This is a genomic window from Mycobacterium celatum, from assembly GCF_002101595.1.
In the GTDB taxonomy this organism is placed as follows: Bacteria; Actinomycetota; Actinomycetes; order Mycobacteriales; family Mycobacteriaceae; genus Mycobacterium; species Mycobacterium celatum.
In genome coordinates, this window is record NZ_LQOM01000024.1 from 241,890 (window position 1) to 260,363 (window position 18,474).

At 66.1% G+C, this 18,474-nt stretch carries 19 protein-coding genes and 1 pseudogene; 7 read left to right on the plus strand and 13 right to left on the minus strand.

Going from position 1 to position 18,474, the window contains the following annotated elements; genetic code table 11:
• Positions 1–18: 18 nt before the first annotated feature.
• The 4 genes from mftR to AWB95_RS09175 all read left to right on the plus strand — a co-directional run bounded on the left by mftR (position 19) and on the right by AWB95_RS09175 (position 3,520).
• A complete protein-coding gene (gene mftR / locus AWB95_RS09160; protein ID WP_169714656.1) occupies positions 19–615 on the plus strand; it encodes a mycofactocin system transcriptional regulator MftR in 597 nt (198 codons plus the stop codon).
• Between the two features lie 26 nt (positions 616–641).
• Complete coding sequence (locus tag AWB95_RS09165) at positions 642–1,655, plus strand: DUF2332 domain-containing protein (RefSeq protein WP_062539921.1); 1,014 nt, start codon at positions 642–644, stop codon at positions 1,653–1,655.
• 66 nt (positions 1,656–1,721) lie between these two features.
• Complete coding sequence (locus tag AWB95_RS09170) at positions 1,722–2,231, plus strand: RNA polymerase sigma factor (protein ID WP_062539919.1); 510 nt, start codon at positions 1,722–1,724, stop codon at positions 2,229–2,231.
• Positions 2,228–3,520: a VOC family protein gene (locus tag AWB95_RS09175; RefSeq protein WP_062539920.1), complete on the plus strand. Its 1,293-nt coding sequence runs from the start codon at positions 2,228–2,230 to the stop codon at positions 3,518–3,520. Before AWB95_RS09170 ends, AWB95_RS09175 begins: the two co-directional genes overlap by 4 nt.
• A gap of 9 nt (positions 3,521–3,529) precedes the next feature.
• Here AWB95_RS09175 and AWB95_RS09180 read toward each other — a convergent pair whose 3' ends face one another.
• Together AWB95_RS09180 and AWB95_RS09185 are read right to left on the minus strand one after the other, a co-directional pair.
• Complete coding sequence (locus AWB95_RS09180; protein WP_085168059.1) at positions 3,530–4,738, minus strand: NAD(P)/FAD-dependent oxidoreductase; 1,209 nt, start codon at positions 4,736–4,738, stop codon at positions 3,530–3,532.
• A 38-nt stretch (positions 4,739–4,776) separates the two neighbouring features.
• The gene (locus AWB95_RS09185) at positions 4,777–5,322 is read right to left on the minus strand and encodes a TetR/AcrR family transcriptional regulator (RefSeq protein WP_062539689.1); all 546 of its coding nucleotides are present in this window, start codon (positions 5,320–5,322) and stop codon (positions 4,777–4,779) included.
• 188 nt (positions 5,323–5,510) lie between these two features.
• On the opposite strand from AWB95_RS09185, the gene AWB95_RS09190 reads away from it, so the two are divergent.
• Positions 5,511–6,731: a cytochrome P450 gene (locus tag AWB95_RS09190; RefSeq protein WP_062539690.1), complete on the plus strand. Its 1,221-nt coding sequence runs from the start codon at positions 5,511–5,513 to the stop codon at positions 6,729–6,731.
• Between the two features lie 13 nt (positions 6,732–6,744).
• Here AWB95_RS09190 and AWB95_RS09195 read toward each other — a convergent pair whose 3' ends face one another.
• From AWB95_RS09195 to AWB95_RS09225, 7 genes and pseudogenes are all read right to left on the minus strand, one after another.
• Entirely contained in the window at positions 6,745–7,563 is an 819-nt protein-coding gene (locus AWB95_RS09195; RefSeq protein ID WP_373280769.1) for a mycofactocin-coupled SDR family oxidoreductase, read from the minus strand.
• Between the two features lie 83 nt (positions 7,564–7,646).
• A pseudogene (locus AWB95_RS09200) lies at positions 7,647–7,928 on the minus strand (SHOCT domain-containing protein); the annotation flags it as partial.
• 112 nt (positions 7,929–8,040) lie between these two features.
• A complete protein-coding gene (gene tuf, locus AWB95_RS09205) occupies positions 8,041–9,231 on the minus strand; it encodes an elongation factor Tu (RefSeq protein ID WP_062539693.1) in 1,191 nt (396 codons plus the stop codon).
• A gap of 99 nt (positions 9,232–9,330) precedes the next feature.
• The gene (gene fusA / locus AWB95_RS09210; protein ID WP_084707078.1) at positions 9,331–11,436 is read right to left on the minus strand and encodes an elongation factor G; all 2,106 of its coding nucleotides are present in this window, start codon (positions 11,434–11,436) and stop codon (positions 9,331–9,333) included.
• Between the two features lie 70 nt (positions 11,437–11,506).
• Positions 11,507–11,977, minus strand: coding sequence for a 30S ribosomal protein S7 (gene rpsG / locus AWB95_RS09215; protein ID WP_045382601.1), 471 nt, complete (start codon positions 11,975–11,977; stop codon positions 11,507–11,509).
• Positions 11,977–12,351, minus strand: coding sequence for a 30S ribosomal protein S12 (rpsL, locus tag AWB95_RS09220; protein ID WP_003879423.1), 375 nt, complete (start codon positions 12,349–12,351; stop codon positions 11,977–11,979). Before rpsL ends, rpsG begins: the two co-directional genes overlap by 1 nt.
• 245 nt (positions 12,352–12,596) lie before the next feature.
• Positions 12,597–13,232, minus strand: coding sequence for a TetR/AcrR family transcriptional regulator (locus AWB95_RS09225; protein ID WP_062539694.1), 636 nt, complete (start codon positions 13,230–13,232; stop codon positions 12,597–12,599).
• A gap of 198 nt (positions 13,233–13,430) precedes the next feature.
• On the opposite strand from AWB95_RS09225, the gene AWB95_RS09230 reads away from it, so the two are divergent.
• Together AWB95_RS09230 and AWB95_RS09235 are read left to right on the plus strand one after the other, a co-directional pair.
• Positions 13,431–13,766 carry a DUF3060 domain-containing protein gene (locus AWB95_RS09230; RefSeq protein ID WP_062539695.1) on the plus strand — a complete coding sequence of 112 codons (336 nt, stop codon included), beginning with the start codon at positions 13,431–13,433 and terminating at the stop codon, positions 13,764–13,766.
• 50 nt (positions 13,767–13,816) lie between these two features.
• Complete coding sequence (locus tag AWB95_RS09235) at positions 13,817–14,221, plus strand: DUF3060 domain-containing protein (protein ID WP_062539696.1); 405 nt, start codon at positions 13,817–13,819, stop codon at positions 14,219–14,221.
• Positions 14,222–14,297: 76 nt separating this feature from the next.
• Here AWB95_RS09235 and AWB95_RS09240 read toward each other — a convergent pair whose 3' ends face one another.
• The 4 genes from AWB95_RS09240 to AWB95_RS09255 form a co-directional block, all read right to left on the minus strand.
• Positions 14,298–15,062, minus strand: coding sequence for a crotonase/enoyl-CoA hydratase family protein (locus AWB95_RS09240; RefSeq protein ID WP_062539697.1), 765 nt, complete (start codon positions 15,060–15,062; stop codon positions 14,298–14,300).
• Complete coding sequence (locus AWB95_RS09245; protein ID WP_099539548.1) at positions 15,059–15,781, minus strand: PaaX family transcriptional regulator C-terminal domain-containing protein; 723 nt, start codon at positions 15,779–15,781, stop codon at positions 15,059–15,061. The genes AWB95_RS09240 and AWB95_RS09245 overlap by 4 nt, the downstream gene beginning before the upstream one ends.
• A 14-nt stretch (positions 15,782–15,795) precedes the next feature.
• Positions 15,796–16,734: a crotonase/enoyl-CoA hydratase family protein gene (locus AWB95_RS09250; protein WP_062539699.1), complete on the minus strand. Its 939-nt coding sequence runs from the start codon at positions 16,732–16,734 to the stop codon at positions 15,796–15,798.
• A gap of 85 nt (positions 16,735–16,819) precedes the next feature.
• On the minus strand, positions 16,820–18,448 hold the full coding sequence (locus AWB95_RS09255) for an acyl-CoA dehydrogenase family protein (RefSeq protein ID WP_062539700.1): 1,629 nt from the start codon (positions 18,446–18,448) through the stop codon (positions 16,820–16,822).
• Positions 18,449–18,474: the final 26 nt, after the last annotated feature.

Sequence of the window (18,474 nt, forward strand, 5' to 3'; positions counted from 1 at the left end):
GAAATGGAAGGGCGGGTCATGCTGACTCAGTCGCGAGTGGGCCGGCGCCGCTCGACGACGCCGCACCACATCACCGATGTTGCCCTCGGCTTGTTCGCTGCCCGCGGTTTCGCCGAGGTCAGCGTCGACGACGTCGCGCAGGCCGCCGGCATCGCCCGCCGAACCCTGTTCCGCTACTACGCCTCCAAGAACGCAATCCCGTGGGGGGATTTCGACGCCCATCTACAACACCTGCGCGAACTGCTCGACCAGGTCGACCCGGACGTGCCGCTCGGCGAGGCATTGCGTTCAGCACTCTTGGCGTTCAACACCTTCGACGAATCGGAGACGGCCCGGCACCGGCAGCGCATGCGGGTGATCTTGCAAACCGCTGAGCTGCAAGCGTATTCGATGACGATGTATGCCGGCTGGCGCGCCGTCATCGCCGAGTTCGTCGCGCGCCGCTCCGGTGCCAACGCCGCCGACCTGCTTCCCCAGACCGTCGCATGGATGATGCTCGGGGTGGCGTTGAGTGCCTACGAGCATTGGCTCGACGACGAATCCGTCTCGTTGCCGCAGGCGCTCGGGGACGCGTTCGACGTCGTCGGCGCCGGGCTGGACCAACTGGACCGGTGAGCACCCGGTTGCTGCGGTCTCTGCGAATGCAGTCGCAGGCGTGCGCGGAGCTGGGCTCCGCGATGTACGGCGAGCTGCTCGATCGGGTGGCGGCCGACGTCGACGCCGGTGGCGTGTTCGCGGGAATCCTGGCCGGCCACGAACACGATCCGGTGCGTGAGGCGGTGCCGCTGCGACTGCTCGGCGGATTGCACAGACTGGTGCTCGACGGGCGCGCGCCGAAGTTGCGCCGCTGGTATCCGAGCACCGGTGGTCGCTGGGACGCCGGGGCCGCGTGGCCGGAGATCACTCGCGTCGTTGTTGAGCGGGCCGACATGCTGCGCACCGCGCTCGATCAGCCGCCACAGACGAACGAGGTGGGCAGGTCCGCGGCGCTGATCGGCGCACTGCTGATTCTGAGTCGCCGATTCGGTTTGCCGATAAGGCTTTTCGAGATCGGATGCAGCGCCGGGCTGAACCTGCGAGCAGACCATTACCGCTACCGCTATGCCGGCGGCGAGTGGGGTCCGGCCGACTCACCGGTGACCATCGACGACGCCTGGCGTGGCCGGCTACCGCCGGCTGCGGACCTGCAGATCGTCGAACGGCGCGGCTACGACATCGCGCCCGTCGACGCCACCAGCCGCGACGGGGAGCTGACGCTGCTGAGCTACGTCTGGCCGGACATGACGGTCAGGCTGGACCGGTTGCGCGGCGCGATCAGCGTCGCCCGACGGGTTTCCGCGCCGCTGTTGCGCAGCGGGGCCGCCGACGCCGTCGCCGAGCTCACCGTTGCGCACGGCGCGGTCACCGTGCTGTGGCACTCCATCATGTGGCAGTACCTTTTCCGCGACGAACAGCAAGCCACGACAAACGCAATCGACACTCTGGCGGAGCGGGCGACCGCCGCGTCGCCGTTCGTGCATCTCACGTTGGAGCCACGACGGCGAACACCCGATTCCCCGGTCGAGTTCCTCGTCTGTGCCCGCAGTTGGCCCGGCGGTGCCGACGAAGTCCTGGCCGCGTGCTCGCCGCACGGCCCGCCGGTGACCTGGGAATAGCGTGCCGGCGCAAAATTTTCCACGCAAGCGCGTCGGAGTTGGGCACGCCACCACGACGATAGAGGTGTGAGCGCCGAATCGGACCGGAACGACGCTCCGCGCGCGCTGCTGGCACTCTACGACGACGCACTGCCGATTGTGTACGGATACTTCGTCCGGCGCTGCGGTGATCGCGGGACGGCCGAAGACCTGACGTCGGAGACCTTTCTGGCGGCGATGGACGCCGCCCGCAAATCCGAGCCGCCACCGATCGCGGTGCCGTGGCTGCTCGGTGTGGCACGGCACAAACTCGCCGACCACTGCCGGCGGCGACACGACTTGCCGGTCGCCGACTTGCCCGAGCCGATCGACCCAGGCGACGACTGGGAGGCCGAGTTGGATCGCATCGTCGCCGAAAGCGTGCTGGCGCGGTTGTCCGAGCCGCACCGCACCGTGCTGGCGTTGCGGTACATGGACGACTGCTCGGTACCCGAGTGCGCCGAGCTGATCGGGCGCACCGTGCATGCCACCGAGGCGCTCTTGGTCCGTGCACGGCGGGCGTTCAAACAGCACTACCCGGAAGGAGGCGCGTCATGATTCCGCGCGACCGTCGTGACCCACTGCGCGTGCTGCGCGCCGATGACCTTCCGGTGCAGCCCGATCCGGCATTCGCCGCGCGGCTGCGTCGGCGCCTGGAATCGGCACTTTCCCTGCCCACTGGAACCGAAGGAGTTGCGATGAGTGGCACTGCCGCGGTGATTTCCGAACTGACCGAACCCTCCACGGCCACGACTTCGGCCGCACCCCGGGCCGCAGCGGTGCCGTATTTGTTCGTCGCCGACGCGCGGCAGGCTATCGACTGGTACGTCGGCGCACTGGGCGCGGTCCTGGTAGGAGATCCAATCATCATGGCCGACGGGCGGATTGGGCACGCCGAGCTCGCAATCGCCGGTGGCGTGCTGTATCTCGCCGACGAATACCCGGAGATGGGACTCAAAGCCCCTGTGGCCGGGGCCGTTTCGGTGAGCCTGATGCTGCATGTCGCCGACGCCGACGCGGCGTTGCAGCGGGCCCGTGAACGCGGCGCATTCGTCGAACGAGAACCGTACGAAAACTACGGCGCACGCAACGCGACCATTATCGACCCGTTCGGTCACCGCTGGATGCTCAGCGGGCCGACGAGCACTGCGGACGCCCGAATCCAGCACGGCGACATTGGGTATGTCTCGGTGTGGGCCCCTGACCCCGAACGGGCAGCGGCCTTCTACCGGCACGTGCTCGGCTGGACCTACGACCCGGCCTCGCACCGCGTGACGAATACCGAACTGCCGACGGGGATTTTCGGTGTCGACGGCGAACCTACGTTGTTCTGCTGCTACGCCGTCACCGATCTGCATGCCACCCGCGAAGCGATCGCCGCGGCGGGCGGAACGGCGGGCGAAGTCCGGCAGTCTGACTATGGCCCGATTCTCGACGCCACCGACCCGCAGGGCGTCGCGTTCGCGGTCTACCAACCTGCGGGCGACCCGAAACGCCCCGCGCTCAACGGTTCCGGTCCGGGCGAGCTGTCGTACGTCACGTACCAAGTTCCGGATTCGGCGGGCTTTCGCGAGTTCTACGGCCGGATACTGCACTGGACCTTCGAGCCCGGCCATGTCGAGGACGGCTGGCAGGTGGTGTCGACGCATCCAATGGCCGGTGTCGCCGGCGGCAGCGCACGCGCAACAACGGTGCCGATGTGGGCGGTGGCCGACATCAACGCCGCGGTCACGCGGGTCCGCGAAGCCGGCGGCATTGTGTTACAGGCACCCGCCCGGCGGCCGTACGGGATTACTGCCGAATGCGCCGACGATCATGGCGCCCGTTTCTACCTTGGTCAGTTCTAGCGCGAGCCGTTACTCCAGTACGTCCGAGATCGGTGCTCCGGCAGCTATTTTGGCGCGGGTCTTCATCACCTTGGCGGGCATGCCGCCGCCGACCACGCCGACCACCACGCCGTCGCGCTCGTAGTAAGCCAGGAACCGACGGCCGTCGTCCTCGACGAGGTGCACAATGTCGGTGGCGTGCGGCTCGCCCAGGCACTGAATCTTGACGTCGTACTGGTCGCTCCAAAAGTACGGGACGACAACATTTGACGGCGTTTCCCGGCCCAGCATCGCCGGCACCACCACCCGGGCCTGTTCGGCGACGTTGCTCCAATGCTCAACCCGCACTTGATGTCCCACCGGGTTGCGCCACGAGGCGACATCACCGAGCGCCCACACGTTGGGCACGCTGGTGCGTCCGGCCGCGTCGCACAGCACACCGTTGTCCACCTTGATCCCACTGCCGTCCAGCCAATCGGTGGCCGGCCGCGACCCGATCCCGACGACCACCAAATCAGCGCTCACCTCGGCGCCGTCGGTCAACACCACGCTGTCGACATGTCCCTGGCCTCGGACCTCCGCCACACCGGCCTCGGTGCGCACGTCGACGCCCTCGGCGCGGTGCAGCCGCGCCACCAGCTCGCCGATCTGCGCGCCGAGCACGGCGGCCAGCGGCGCGGGCTGCGGCTCGACCAGCACCACCTCCACGCCCAGGCCCCGCAGGCTGGCCGCCACCTCACAGCCGATGAAACCGGCGCCGACGACGACGGCACGTTGCGCGGCCGATGCGTGCCTGCGCAGCGCGAGACTTTCGTCGAACGAACGCAAGACCCGGATGCCCTCGAGGTCGGGGAAAGCCGGAATGCGCCGCGGCACCAGGCCGGTCGCGATGACGAGCTCGTCGTAGCCGAGCACCGTTCCGTCGTCGAGCGTCACCGTTTGCGCGGCAGTGTCAAGGCTGGTGGCGGCCGAACCCAGTCGCAGCGTGATGTTGTTCTCGTCGTAGAACTCTCGCGGTTTGAGGGTGACGTCGTCGACCTCGCTGCGCAGCACCTCTTTGGAGAGCGGCGGCCGGTCGTAGGGCAGATGCACCTCGTCGCTGACGATGGTCAGAGGGCCGGCGTAGTCCGCGCGTCGCAGTTGTTCAGCGGTCCGCGCCGCGGCGAGCCCCCCGCCGACGATCACGATGCCTCTTTCGCTATTCCCCACGTGGAGTTCATACACGATCGCGGCGGCCAATGGTGCGCCACCCCGCCTTCCGCGCAAAATGGCCTTGACTAGTTGAACGCGGGTGTAACGAAACGCCTCAGCATTTCCTCTTCGCGACGGCTGTCGCCGATTGGCCAGTACGCCAGCGACATGACCACCCGCACGATCCACTGCGCGGCCTGGGAGTCGTCATCGGTGATGCCGGTGAGATCGGCGGCGAGACGGGCCAGCACCGGCGACGAATGCAAATCCCCCAAATCGGCTGCGGTGGTCGAGTCAAGCATCAGGCGGCGCATCGGATCCGACCTGATCTCTTCCAGTGCCACGGTGATCGCAGTGATCATGCGTTCCGACCCGCTTAGCCCATCTACGGCGCGCCGAACAGTGTCGACAATGCGAGCAGCCATGCGCATCAGAACGGCGTCGCGGATTTGGGCTTTCCCACCCGCATAGCGATAGATCGTGGCGCGAGAACAGTGGACGCGGGCGGCCAAAGTATCGATGTCGAAAGCGTCCAGCCCTTTGCGGACAATAAGTTCCGTGGCCGCGGCGTAGATGCGGTCCGCGGCAGCGTGGCGGCGATCGCCACCGACGACCCAATCCTCTCGAACCATCGATATAAGCCCCCTCACACCCGGAAGGTTCATCTTCTCAAATTTGAGACGGAAAAGAGTCTGCGTTTCACAGTTCGTGCTAAACAGGAGCACCTCCTGAGACAACGGCCGTCGTCAGCGGCCACCGGCGATTTCAACTTCGCCCGAACCGCTTGACGCCGCAGGTCGCCTCGCTGAGGTTTGAAGACATGACGTCGCTGGACGCCCACCTGGGCATCGAGCTATTCCACGATCGATTCGTGCAGGATCCCTACCCGCTATACGAACGCATGCTTGCGGCAGGGCCGGTGCACCAGATCGGCGATTCCGGCTTCTACGCGGTGTGCAGTTGGGACGCCGTCAACGATGTCATTGCGCGGCCGGACGATTTCTCCTCAAACCTGACCGCGACGATGATCTATCAGCCCGACGGAACCGTGGCCGCTTTCCCGGTGGGAGAACTCGGCGGACCGACTCAAGCGCTGGCCACCGCCGACGATCCTGCGCATGCCGTCCATCGAAAGATGCTGACACCACAACTGGCAGCGAAACGCATTCGCGCCTTCGAGCCGTTCATCGCTGCAACTGCCGATCAGTTGTGGAACGCCAACTGGCGCGACGGACGTATCGAGTGGATGGGCGCCGTGGCGAATCGGCTCCCGATGATGATTGTCGGACGGATCATCGGAGTTCCCGACGAGGACGTCGACAGGCTCGTCCGATGGGGATATGCCGCAACCCAGGTCGTTGAAGGACTCGTCAACTCCGAACAACTCACCGCCGCAGGCATTGCAGTGATGGAACTCGGCGGCTACATCACCGAACAGTTCCACCAAGCTGCAGCCGACCCTCGCGACAATCTGCTCGGTGACCTGGCCACGGCGTGCGCCTCGGGCGAATTGGCCGAGTTGACGGCTTTGGCGATGATGGTGACGCTGTTCAGCGCCGGAGGTGAATCCACCGCCTCGTTAATCGGCTCCGCGGCTTGGGTTTTGGCGACCCGGCCGGATATCCAGCAGCAGGTGCGCGACCAACCGGAGCTGCTCGGCACGTTTCTCGAGGAAGTATTGCGCTACGAACCCCCGTTCCGGGGGCATTACCGCCACGTCGTCCGCGACACCGCATTGTGCGGTGTTGACGTCCCAGGGGGTTCGCGCCTACTGCTGCTGTGGGGGGCGGCCAATCGCGATCCGTCGCATTTCGAGAGCCCCGACGAATTTCGGCTCGACCGTCTCGGCGGGAAGGGGCACATCTCCTTCGGCAAGGGCGCACACTTCTGCGTCGGCGCTGCACTCGCCCGGCTGGAAGCACGCATCGTGCTTGGTCAGCTCCTGCAACGCACCTCGAATATCGAGGCGGCCCAAACCGGGCGGTGGCTGCCGAGCCTTCTGGTGCGCCGCCTCGAACGCCTGCAACTGGCTTGCGACTAGCGACCGACGACTGTCAGTACTTCAGCACGCCCTTGTCGACGGGAATCTGCGCACCCGACAGTGTGCCCGAACCGTCGCCGGCCAGCCAGACCACCACATCGGATACCTCGTCGGCCGTCATAAATCCGTTGGGCTGCAACGGCATTGGCGCAAAGCTATGGATGTAATGCGGATGCCTGGCGAAAATCTGCGTCATCGCTTCCGGCTCGATCATCGGGGTGTCCACCGAATACGGGTGGATCGAGTTGACCCGGATACCGAATTCGCCGAGCTCCAAGGCCAACGTATTGGCCAGCCCGACGAGCCCGTACTTCGACGCCGCGTAGTGCCCGTTGCCGGGTGTGGCCTTCAGCCCGGCCGACGAGCTGACCACCACGATCGAGCCGCCGTTGCCGGCCTCGATCATCGCCGGCACCACCGCGCGGATGGTACGCCAGGTGCCCGTCAGGTTGACGCCGATGACGGTGTCCCACTGGTCGTCGGTCAGTTCCCAAACGCGGCCCCAGCTCAGCACACCGGCATTGGCGACCAAGATGTCCAGACGACCGAATTGCTCGACGCCGTCGGCCACCAGTTGGCGCAGCGCGGCGTCGTCACGAATGTCGATTTGGCGCGCCAGCACCTTGCGCCCTTCGGCCTCCACCGCGCGGACGGTCTCGACAAGGTCCTCCGTGGTGGCCGCCGGGTAGGTGATGCTGTCGGACACCGGTGCACAGATGTCCACGGCGATGATGTCGGCGCCCTCGCGCGCCAGCCGGACTGCGTGCGAGCGTCCCTGACCGCGGGCGGCGCCGGTGACGAATGCCACCCGGCCGTGCAACGTAGCTGACAACGACATCCCTTCCACTGACTGCCGACCAGGCTAGCAGCCAAACTGAAACGTGTTCTAGTGGGGCCGATCCGCTGCCGCGCTCCGATTTCGGCGATGATCTGGGCTCGTTTGCTGGCATACTCCTCGTCGGTCACCGCACCCGACTGGTGCAGCCGCTCCAACTCCTGCAAGCGTTCGCCGATCGACGGTTCCGGCGCGGTGTCCAATGGCCCCGCGGCCGGTGCGACGGCTGCTGCGGGTTGGGCGGCCTGGCTTGCCGCGTGGCGCACCACCGCCTGAATCTGCTGACGAAGCGCCGGGTTGGACCGCACGTCGACCATCCGGTTCACCGGAACGCCGTTGGCCTTGAGGATTTGCAGGATCTTGGGATTTCAGGTAGCGCCACAACATTGCGTGGGGGTAGCGCTACCGCGTGCCGATCAGACGTAAAAGCCCCCGAAATCTCGCGATTTCGGAGGCTTTACGTTGCTACAGAAACTACTTGACGATCTTGGTCACCCGGCCGGCGCCCACGGTACGGCCACCCTCGCGGATGGCGAACCGCAGACCCTCGTCCATCGCGACGGGCTGGATCAGCTTCACCGAGATGTCGGTGTTGTCGCCGGGCATCACCATCTCGGTGCCCTCCGGCAGCGTCACCACACCGGTCACGTCGGTGGTGCGGAAGTAGAACTGCGGACGGTAGTTGTTGAAGAACGGCGTGTGCCGGCCGCCCTCGTCCTTGCTCAAGATGTAGACCTGACCCTCGAACTCGGTGTGCGGCGTGGTGGTGCCGGGCTTCGTGACCACCTGGCCACGCTCCACGTCCTCACGCTTGACACCGCGCAGCAGCAGCCCGACGTTGTCGCCAGCCTGGCCCTGGTCGAGCAGCTTGCGGAACATCTCCACACCGGTGACCGTGGTCTTGGTTGTCTCCGGGCGGATGCCGACGATCTCGACTTCCTCGTTCACGTTGATCACGCCACGCTCGACACGGCCGGTGACGACGGTGCCGCGACCGGTAATCGTGAACACGTCCTCGACGGGCATCAGGAACGGCTTGTCGGTGTCGCGGACCGGGTCCGGAATCGACTCGTCGACGGCGTTCATCAGCTCCTCGATGCCCTCGACCCACTTCGGGTCGCCCTCGAGGGCCTTCAGCGCCGATACCTTGACCACCGGGGCGTCCTCGTCGAACTCCTGGGCGGCCAGCAGCTCGCGGACCTCCATCTCGACGAGCTCGAGCAGCTCCTCGTCGTCGACCATGTCGGCCTTGTTCAGAGCGACCAGGATGTAGGGCACCCCGACCTGGCGAGCCAGCAGCACGTGCTCGCGAGTCTGCGGCATCGGGCCGTCCGTGGCGGCGACCACCAGGATCGCGCCGTCCATCTGGGCGGCGCCGGTGATCATGTTCTTGATGTAGTCGGCGTGGCCCGGGGCGTCGACGTGCGCGTAGTGACGCTTCTCGGTCTGGTACTCCACGTGGGAGATGTTGATGGTGATACCGCGCTGACGCTCCTCGGGCGCATTGTCGATCTGGTCGAATGCGCGCGACTCGTTCAACTCCGGGTACTTGTCGTGCAGGACCTTGGTAATAGCCGCGGTCAGCGTGGTCTTGCCGTGGTCAACGTGACCGATGGTCCCGATGTTGACGTGCGGCTTCGTCCGCTCGAACTTCGCCTTCGCCACTTCTGTGTCCTCCTGGACTTGTTGGTGCTTAAAAAAGCAGTGTTGATGGTTTCAGTTGTGCCCCGGTAGTGACCGGGCAAGGTTACTCCCCGGGCGAGATCACTCGCCCGTCGCCTTCGCGATGATCTCCTTCGACACGTTCGCCGGCACTTCGGCGTAGGAGTCGAACACCATGGAGTAGTTCGCCCGGCCTTGAGTCTTCGACCGCAGGTCGCCGACGTAGCCGAACATCTCCGACAGCGGCACGTGCGCCTTGACGACACGTGCACCGCCGCGCTCCTCCATGGCCTGGATTTGACCACGGCGGGAGTTCAGGTCGCCGATCACGTCGCCCATGTAGTCCTCGGGCGTGGTGACCTCGACGGCCATGATCGGTTCCAGGATCACCGGCTGCGCTTGTCCGGCAGCCTTTTTCAGTGCCTGCGAACCGGCGATCTTGAACGCCATTTCCGACGAGTCCACCTCGTGGAACGCGCCGTCTTGCAGCGTGACCTTCAAGTTCACCAGCGGGTAGCCGGCCAGCACGCCGTACTGCATGGCGTCCTGGGCGCCGGCGTCCACCGACGGGATGTACTCGCGGGGCACCCGGCCACCGGTGACCTTGTTCTCGAACTCGTAGGTGGCGCCGTCCTCGCCGGTGAACGGCTCGACGGTGATGATGACCTTGGCGAATTGGCCCGAGCCGCCGGTCTGCTTCTTGTGGGTGTACTCGACGTTCTCGACCTTGCGGCGGATGGTCTCCTTGTACGCCACCTGCGGCTTACCGACGTTGGCCTCGACCTTGAATTCGCGGCGCATCCGGTCGACCAGGATGTCCAGGTGCAGCTCGCCCATGCCGCCGATCACCGTCTGACCGGTCTCCTGGTCCAGGTGCACCTTGAAGGTCGGGTCCTCCTCGGCCAGCTTCTGGATCGACGCGGACAGCTTCTCCTGGTCGCTCTTGGTCTTGGGTTCGATGGCCACCTCGATCACCGGGTCGGGGAAGGTCATCGACTCCAGTACGACCTGCTGGTTGGGGTCGCTCAAGGTGTCGCCGGTGGTGGTGTCCTTTAGGCCGATCACCGCGTAGATGTGGCCGGCGCTGGCCCGCTCGACGGGGTTCTCCTTGTTGGAGTGCATCTGGAACAGCTTGCCCAGCCGCTCCTTCTTGCCCTTGGTGGCGTTGATGACCTGGCTGCCGGAGTCCACGGTGCCCGAGTACACCCGGATGTAGGTCAGCTTGCCGAAGAACGGGTGCGTCGCGATCTTGAACGCCAGCGCCGAGAACGGCTCCCCGGTCGTGGCGTGTCGAACGACTTCCTCGTCCTCGTGACCGGGTGCGTGACCGATCGCCGGCGGCACGTCCAGCGGCGACGGCAGATAGTCGACCACCGCGTCGAGCATCGGCTGGACGCCCTTGTTCTTAAACGCGCTGCCGCACAGCACGGGGTAGATCTCGGAGGCGATCGTCAGCTTGCGGATCGCGGCCTTGATCTCCTCGACGGTGATCTCCTCGCCGCCGACGTACTTCTCCAACAGGTGCTCGTCGGACTCGGCGACGGTTTCCAGCAGCTTGTTGCGGTACTCCTCGGCCGTTTCGGCCAGCTCGGCGGGGATGTCGACGACGTCGTACTTCTCGCCGAGCTTGGTCTCGCCGCGCCAGACCTTGGCGTTCATCTCGACCAGGTCGACGACGCCCTCGAACTCGCTCTCCGAGCCGATCGGCAGCTGGATCGGCACCGCGTTGGCGCCGAGCCGCTCCTCCATCGTCTTGACCGAGAAGTAGAAGTCCGCGCCGATCTTGTCCATCTTGTTGACGAAGCAGATCCGCGGGACGTTGTACTTGTCGGCCTGGCGCCACACCTGCTCGGACTGCGGCTCGACACCTTCCTTGCCGTCAAACACGGCGACCGCGCCGTCGAGCACCCGCAGGTTGCGCTCCACCTCGACGGTGAAGTCGACGTGGCCGGGCGTGTCGATGATGTTGAGCTGGTTGTCTTTCCAGAACGTCGTGGTGGCGGCGGAGGTGATGGTGATCCCCCGCTCCTGCTCCTGCTCCATCCAGTCCATCGTGGCGGCGCCGTCGTGGACCTCACCGATCTTGTAGTTGATGCCGGTGTAGTACAGGATGCGTTCGGTAGTCGTGGTCTTGCCGGCATCGATGTGCGCCATGATGCCGAAGTTGCGGACCTTGCTCAGGTCGGTTAGCACGTCCTTCTGTGCCACAGAAGTCTTCCCACTCTTTCGGTTGCTTGGTTAGCTGTGGTGCGGGTCTCCGGCGTCGTCGCCGGAACTCTCACCAGCGATAATGCGCGAAGGCGCGGTTTGCCTCGGCCATCTTGTGGGTGTCCTCACGCCGCTTGACGGAAGCCCCGAGGCCGTTGCTGGCATCTAAGATCTCGTTTGCCAGACGCTCGACCATGGTCTTCTCCCGACGTTGCCGGGAGAAGCTGACCAGCCAGCGCAGCGCGAGCGTGGTGGACCGGTCCGGGCGCACCTCGACGGGCACCTGGTAGGTGGCACCACCGACGCGGCGGCTACGCACCTCCAAAGCCGGCTTGACGTTGTCGAGAGCCCGCTTGAGCGTGATGACCGGGTCGGTGCCGGTCTTCTCGCGAGCCTGTTCGAGCGCACCGTAAACAATGCGTTCGGCGAGCGATTTCTTCCCTTTCAGGAGAACCTTGTTCACCAGCTGGGTGACCAGCTGCGAGCCGTAGACCGGGTCGTTGACCAGCGGACGCTTCGGCGCGGGGCCTTTGCGCGGCATCAGCTCTTCTCCTTCTTGGCGCCGTAACGGCTGCGAGCCTGCTTGCGGTTCTTGACCCCCTGCGTGTCGAGCGAGCCGCGGATGATCTTGTAGCGCACGCCGGGCAGGTCCTTCACCCGGCCGCCACGCACCAGCACCATCGAGTGCTCCTGCAGATTGTGGCCCTCGCCGGGGATGTATGCGGTGACTTCAACCTGGCTGGTCAGCTTGACGCGAGCCACCTTCCGAAGCGCCGAGTTCGGCTTCTTCGGAGTCGTGGTGTACACGCGCGTGCACACGCCACGGCGCTGCGGGCTGCCCTTGAGGGCCGCGGTCTTGACCTTGCCGATCTTGTCGCGGCGCCCCTTGCGGACGAGCTGCTGAATGGTTGGCATCTACCGGCTTTCTGTGTTGCTGTATTCAAGTCTCTGTACTGCAGTTACGCCCCGCCGCAGTACCCCGCGACCGGGCGTGTCGCACGCGCCTGCCTCGAACACACCGTAGCGTCATCCGTTGCATCGTGGACATGCGAATTGGCCCGGCGGCACGCCTTACGTCACCGAAGGCGCCGTACGAGGCCAGGCGCGAGCATCAACAATACCCGCCGCTGGTCGGACAGGTCAAAGCGGCGATCAACAACCTAGCCGGCGGTGGCTCCGCTGCGGCGTTCCAGGCCTGCGGCCAGCCGCAGCACCATGTCGGAGAACACGGCGTCGGTGTCGATCTCGTCCATCACCCCGGTCATCTCGAGCAAAACGAACCCGTGCAGCGCCGACCAGAATTCCAGCGCCGCATAGAAGGCTTCCTCGCCGTCCAGCCCGTAGGACGTCAGCACCGAGATGACCGGCGCGGCCGCTGCCCTGGTCGCGGCCGTGTATTCCGGGTCGTCGCCGCCGAGCGGCATTCGGGTGAACGCCGAATAGCGGCCGGGGTGGTGATGGGCGTAGCTGCGGTAGGCGCCCGCCATGACCAGCACGGCGTCGTCGCGGGCCCTGCCCTCGCCGACCCTGTTCAGCATCGTGATGATGTCGTCGATCACCCGCATGCGCACCGTGCGGCGCAGGTCTTCCAGGCTGTGCACGTGGTTATAGAGCGACGGCCCCTTGGTTCCCAGCTGCGTCGCCAGCGCGTTGATGGTCAGCGCGTCCCAGCCCTCACGGTCCAGGAAGGTGAGCGCGGCGTTAATGATGATGTCGCGGCTCAGCTTTGCCGGGCGGGCCGTCGACTTGGTCCCGGCACGCGAGCGACCACCCGATGCTTCCGGCTCTGCTGCCATGGTGATCGCCCTTCGGTTTGCGTTGACCCGCGTTCTCAATTGGACCGGGGTCAGCGAAGAACTCTAGTTGACAAATGCGGGAAGGCGGCCATCACACGGGGCGATGCACGTAGGCTCTCCTCGAGCAGATCACCCGCCATGGCGAGAGGAGCCGCGGTGACATGGACGACCCTTGGCCGCACGTCGGCGGCGTGTGCGATGGCCGTTGGTTTCACATTGTTCGCCGGGGTGCCCTCCGCCGCCGCCAAGAACGGTGACACCCACATCACCGGCGAGGGCGTCGAGCAGACGGTGGACTGCAACGACGCCACGCTGATCGTCAACGGCACGTCCAATTCCATCAACGCGCTGGGAACGTGCTGGGCGGTGACGGTCATGGGTTCGGGCAACACCGTCGTCGCCGACACCGTCCTCAACGACATCACGGTCTACGGCTCCGACGAGACCGTGTACTTCCACAACGGCGACCCGGTCATCTGGGACCGCGGTCGCGAACTGGGCATGGTCAACCGCATCAACCGTGCAGCGACGTGAGTTTTCCTGCAACAGCGACAATCCCGCCACAACCTGAGAATCGAGGAAGAATGCGCGCGTACACGATTCTGGCGCTGTCGGCCGCGGTAGTGGTTTCAGGGCTAACCGGCTGCGGTTCGCACGAGAAGCACGCGACGCCGTCGACCAGCACCACCAGCGGAAGCACCGGCGCACAGTTCGAGGTCGGTAACACGATCAACTACGGATCGTTCGGAACCACAACCGACCTCGACTGCGGCGACGGGAAGTCGCTGAACGTCGGCGGCTCCAACAACACACTGACCGTCAAGGGCACATGCGGGACCGTGAGCATCGGCGGCGCTGACAACAAGATCACCTTCGACAAGATCGACAAGCAACTCAGCGTCGTCGGGCTCAACAACACCATCACCTACAAAAACGGCGACCCCAAAGTCGACAACCTCGGCTCGGGCAACACGATCAACAAGGGCTAGGTTCTCCCGCGACCAGACGCAAAAGGCCCCTAAGAATGGCCGTTTTGAGGTGTTTTTACGTCTGCTCGCGACCGCGTTAGGCGCTGGCGCCGTGGCGGCCGGCGCCGGCCGCGAAGCGTCCCGCGCCCTCCATCGCCTCGGCGCTGACCCGGGAGATGCTGGCGAATTCGTAGTCCAGCGCCTCTGATTCTGTTGTGCCCCACTGGTGCAGCGCCGAGAGCCGATCCGACCGCATGCATTGCTGCGGGAGCGCGGCCAGCTGCGCCGCCAGTTCCTCGGCGGCCCGGCGGGCCTGCCCCTTGGGCACGACGCGGTTGGCCAACCCGATCGCGTGCGCTTCGGCGGCGTCGACGCCGCGGCCGGTCAGGATCATGTCCATCGCCCGGCTGTGCCCGATCAGCCGCGGCAGCCGGATGGTGCCGCCGTCGATCAGCGGAACCCCCCAGCGCCGGCAGAACACTCCGAACACCGCGTCCTCCTCGGCGACACGCATATCGCACCACAACGCCAATTCCAGGCCGCCGGCCACCGCGTACCCGCTCACCGCAGCGATCACGGGCTTGGACAACACCATTCGCGTCGGGCCCATCGGGCCGGGACCCGTCCGGTGCACTTGGTTGGCATCAGGGGTGCCGAATGCTTTCAAATCGGCCCCGGCGCAAAACGTTCCGCCGTCACCCCACAGCACCGCCACCGACGCGGTGTCATCGCGGTCGAACTCCTCGAAGGCGGCGAACAAAGCGGCAGCCGTCGGGCCGTTGACGGCGTTGCGCGCCTCCGGGCGGTTCAGAATCACTGTGGTCACCGGGCCATTGCGCTCTACCCGTACCGACTCGCTCATCGTGCCTCCACTAGTTGGATACCGTCGCGCCGCTTGGTCAGTTCGGTGGCGAAGTCGTGGTAGGCAGCGCGCAGTTGCGTGCCGGGCCAGTCGGCGGGCAGCAGTTCGCTCGGCAGCATCGGGTCGCTAAGCAGGTGACGAACCATCGCAGCGGCTACCACGAACCGGCCGGGAATGTCGGTGGCGGCGGCCATTTCGTCCAGCAAGCCGCGGCCGGTCTGCGACCATCCGGGCAGATCCCACAGCTGGCCGGCCAGCTCGGCGGGCCGGTCATCGCGGGCCGTCAGGATGCGCAGCCGGGTGCGCACCTCGGCGTCCAGGTCCAGTGCCAGGTTGTCCGGCCGCATCCACACCCCTTCGCGCAGTTCACCGAATCGCTTGTCGTGCAACGTGGTTCGCAGGGTGGCGCGGGTACGTGCGTCGGTACCGATGCTGGTCACGATCAGCGTGGTCCAATGGCCGCGCCATGGCTTTACCCGCAGGCTGATCGCCTCGTCTTGACGGCGCTGCCGGGCCAGCAGCCGGTCGGAGAGCCGGTAGCCGTCGGCCGACCGGACCAGGTCGCCGTTGCCGACCATCCGGGTCAGCGCTACCCGCAACGTGGGCTCCTTGATGCCGAAATCGCTGGTGAGCTTGACTAATTCGGCGGCGCTCGCCCATGCCGGGTGGGCGCCCAGCAGCACCGACAGCACGACGGAGCGTGCGGTCATGCGGGCCAGCGTTTTCGGCATACCTACACCCCGGAGGCTTGGCGGCCGTAATCGCCGAACGGCTCGTCGCGGTGGCGCACCGCGTCGCGGAAGCCGTGTTCGACCGCGTCGGCAACGAACACATGGCCCTCCGGGGTGTGCCGGGCGATGCCGTCGAACACGGTGCTGACCATTCTGCTGGTCGCCACCCCCTGCTGCAGGAGCGCGGAGTTCAGCGCGAGCTTAACCATGATCAACTGGTTGACCGGCACCGCCGCGATCCGCTCTACGAGTCGCTCGGTGCGCTCGTCGAGATCCTTCGGGTCCGGCGCCTCGACCGCCAGACCCCACTCGGCGGCTTGCGCGCCAGTGATGCAATCCCCGGTCAGCAGAAGGCGTTTGGCGCGCTGGTCGCCGAGCCGGTGGGCCCACAGCCCCGCGGCCGGCACTCCCCACACCCTGGTCGGCGGATAGCCGATCTTGGCGTCCGCGGCAGCGATCACCTGGTCGGCGTGCAGCGCGATGTCGGTGCCGCCGGCCACACAGTAGCCGTGGATCTTCACTACGGTCGGCTTGTCGGCGTGCATCAGGCTGGAGAAACCGCGCACGAACCGGCTCATCATCTGGTAGTCGATCATCGGGTCCCACGGCTGGTTGGGAAGGTGGTTGACGGCCTGGGTCTTGCCGTCAAGCACGGTGCCCTTGTAGGCGTTGCCGCCACCGGCCGACGACGAGCCCTCGGCGTAGGCGCTCAAATCGAAACCGGCGCAAAACCCTTCACCCCGCCCGGAGACCAGGATGACGTGCACGTTGGGGTCCAGGTCGGCGCGCTCGACGAGCGCCGACAGCTCCAGCGGGGTGTCGGCGATGATCGCGTTGCCCTTTTCGGGCCGGTTGAAGGTGATCCGCGCAACCCGGTCGGTGACCTCGTAGGTCATCGTCTTCAGGTTGTCGAAGTCGACCGGTCGGATCGCGTGAGTCATCGCTCGAGTCCCCTTCGCGAGCAGACGCAAAGTATCCCTGAAAAGGCGAAAATTGGGTGCTTTTGCGTCTGCTCGCCAGTAAACGTCATCCCTTGACCATTGCACGCTCGAGGATCGGCGCCAGATCCAGGCCGGTGGGCATCGTGCCGTAGGCGCCGCCCCACTGGCCGCCGAGCCGGGTAGCCAGGAACGCCTCAGCGACGGCAGGGTGCCCATGGCGCACCAGCAGCGCGCCTTGCAGTGCCAGGGTGATGTCCTCGGCGACCTTACGGGCCCGGTACTGGATAGTGTCGAAATCACCGAGTTGCGGCCTGAGGCGTTCGACGTGTGCGTCCAGCCGCGGATCCTGGCCCGCGCTCTTGGCCAGCTCGGCGAACAGCACCTCGACGCATTCGGGCCGGGTTGCCATGGCGCGCAAGGTATCCAGTGCGCTGACGTTGCCGGAGCCCTCCCAGATGCCCATCAGCGGGGCCTCCCGGTACAGTCGCGGCATTCCGAAGTCCTCGATGTAGCCGTTTCCACCGAGACATTCCATCGCCTCGGCGGCGTGCGGGGTGGCTCGCTTGCACACCCAATACTTGGTGGCGGCCAATCCGATCCGGCGCAGCAGCGCCTCGGTCTCGTCGCCGCGCACCGCGTTGTCGGTGGCGCCAGCCATCCGCATCGCGACCATGGTGGCCGCCTCGGCCTCAACAGCCAAGTCCGCCAGCACATTACGCATCAGCGGCTGGTCGATCAGATACGCGCCGAACGCCTTGCGGTGCTGGGCGTGGTGAACGGCGCGGGTCAGCCCGCTGCGCATGCTGGTGGCGCTGCCCAGCGCGCAGTCCAACCGGGTCAGGTTGACCATCTCGATGATGGTCGGCACGCCGCGGCCCTCCTCGCCGACCAGCCAGGCGACCGCCCCGTCGTACTCGACTTCGCTGGAGGCGTTGGCGTGGTTGCCCAGCTTGTTCTTGAGCCGCTGCAACAACATTCGGTTGCGGCTGCCGTCGGGCAGCACTCGGGGCAGCAGGAAGCACGACAGCCCGCCGGGCGCCTGGGCCAGCACCAGGAAGATGTCGCACATCGGCGCCGACGTGAACCACTTGTGCCCGGTGAGGCGGTAGCTGCCGTCGGCGTTGCGAGTGGCCTGGGTGGTGCCGGCGCGAACATCGGAGCCGCCCTGCTTTTCGGTCATCGACATGCCGGCGGTGATTCCGGCCTTGGCCGTCGCCACCTTGAGTTCCGGGTCGTAGACCCGGCTGGTCAGCAACGGCTCGTAAACCTTTGCCAGCTCTGGGTTGTGCCGTAAGGCGGGGACAACCGCGTAGGTCATCGAGATCGGGCACATGTGGCCGGGTTCGGTGGTCCACACGCTGGTCTTGGCGGCCCGGACGACGTGCGCGCCCGGCCGTGTGTCCGCCCACGGCGCTGCGTGCAGGCCATGGGCGATGGCCCTGCGCATCAGCTCGTGATAGGCCGGGTCGTACTCCACCTCGTCGATGCGGTGCCCGTAGCGGTCGTGGGTGTGCAGAATGGGCCGGTTGCGGTCGGCCAGCTCGCCCCAGCGTTGGGTCTGCGCCGAACCGGAGATCGCACCGAGTTCGGCGACCTCGTCGAGACCCCACTGCCCGCCCTCGCGGATCAGCGCCTCGATGAGGACCGGCGAGGTGGCAGGGTTGTGGTCCTCCAGCGGCGGGACCTGGTTGGTGACGACGTGCGTGTCTGACATGCCTTCCAGTGTTACATTTTTGCGAC

What these genes read in the sequence shown, in the direction of transcription:
- AWB95_RS09225 (WP_062539694.1), bottom strand. Translation starts at nt 13,232, where the DNA reads ATGGCAGCAGAGCCGGAAGCATCGGGTGGTCGCTCGCGTGCCGGGACC.
- AWB95_RS09255 (WP_062539700.1), bottom strand. Translation starts at nt 18,448, where the DNA reads ATGTCAGACACGCACGTCGTCACCAACCAGGTCCCGCCGCTGGAGGAC.
- AWB95_RS09165 (WP_062539921.1), top strand. Translation starts at nt 642, where the DNA reads ATGCAGTCGCAGGCGTGCGCGGAGCTGGGCTCCGCGATGTACGGCGAG.
- AWB95_RS09185 (WP_062539689.1), bottom strand. Translation starts at nt 5,322, where the DNA reads ATGGTTCGAGAGGATTGGGTCGTCGGTGGCGATCGCCGCCACGCTGCC.
- AWB95_RS09240 (WP_062539697.1), bottom strand. Translation starts at nt 15,062, where the DNA reads ATGAGCGAGTCGGTACGGGTAGAGCGCAATGGCCCGGTGACCACAGTG.
- AWB95_RS09230 (WP_062539695.1), top strand. Translation starts at nt 13,431, where the DNA reads ATGGCCGTTGGTTTCACATTGTTCGCCGGGGTGCCCTCCGCCGCCGCC.
- rpsL (WP_003879423.1), bottom strand. Translation starts at nt 12,351, where the DNA reads ATGCCAACCATTCAGCAGCTCGTCCGCAAGGGGCGCCGCGACAAGATC.
- AWB95_RS09190 (WP_062539690.1), top strand. Translation starts at nt 5,511, where the DNA reads ATGACGTCGCTGGACGCCCACCTGGGCATCGAGCTATTCCACGATCGA.
- AWB95_RS09235 (WP_062539696.1), top strand. Translation starts at nt 13,817, where the DNA reads ATGCGCGCGTACACGATTCTGGCGCTGTCGGCCGCGGTAGTGGTTTCA.
- AWB95_RS09175 (WP_062539920.1), top strand. Translation starts at nt 2,228, where the DNA reads ATGATTCCGCGCGACCGTCGTGACCCACTGCGCGTGCTGCGCGCCGAT.
- mftR (WP_169714656.1), top strand. Translation starts at nt 19, where the DNA reads ATGCTGACTCAGTCGCGAGTGGGCCGGCGCCGCTCGACGACGCCGCAC.
- rpsG (WP_045382601.1), bottom strand. Translation starts at nt 11,977, where the DNA reads ATGCCGCGCAAAGGCCCCGCGCCGAAGCGTCCGCTGGTCAACGACCCG.
- AWB95_RS09250 (WP_062539699.1), bottom strand. Translation starts at nt 16,734, where the DNA reads ATGACTCACGCGATCCGACCGGTCGACTTCGACAACCTGAAGACGATG.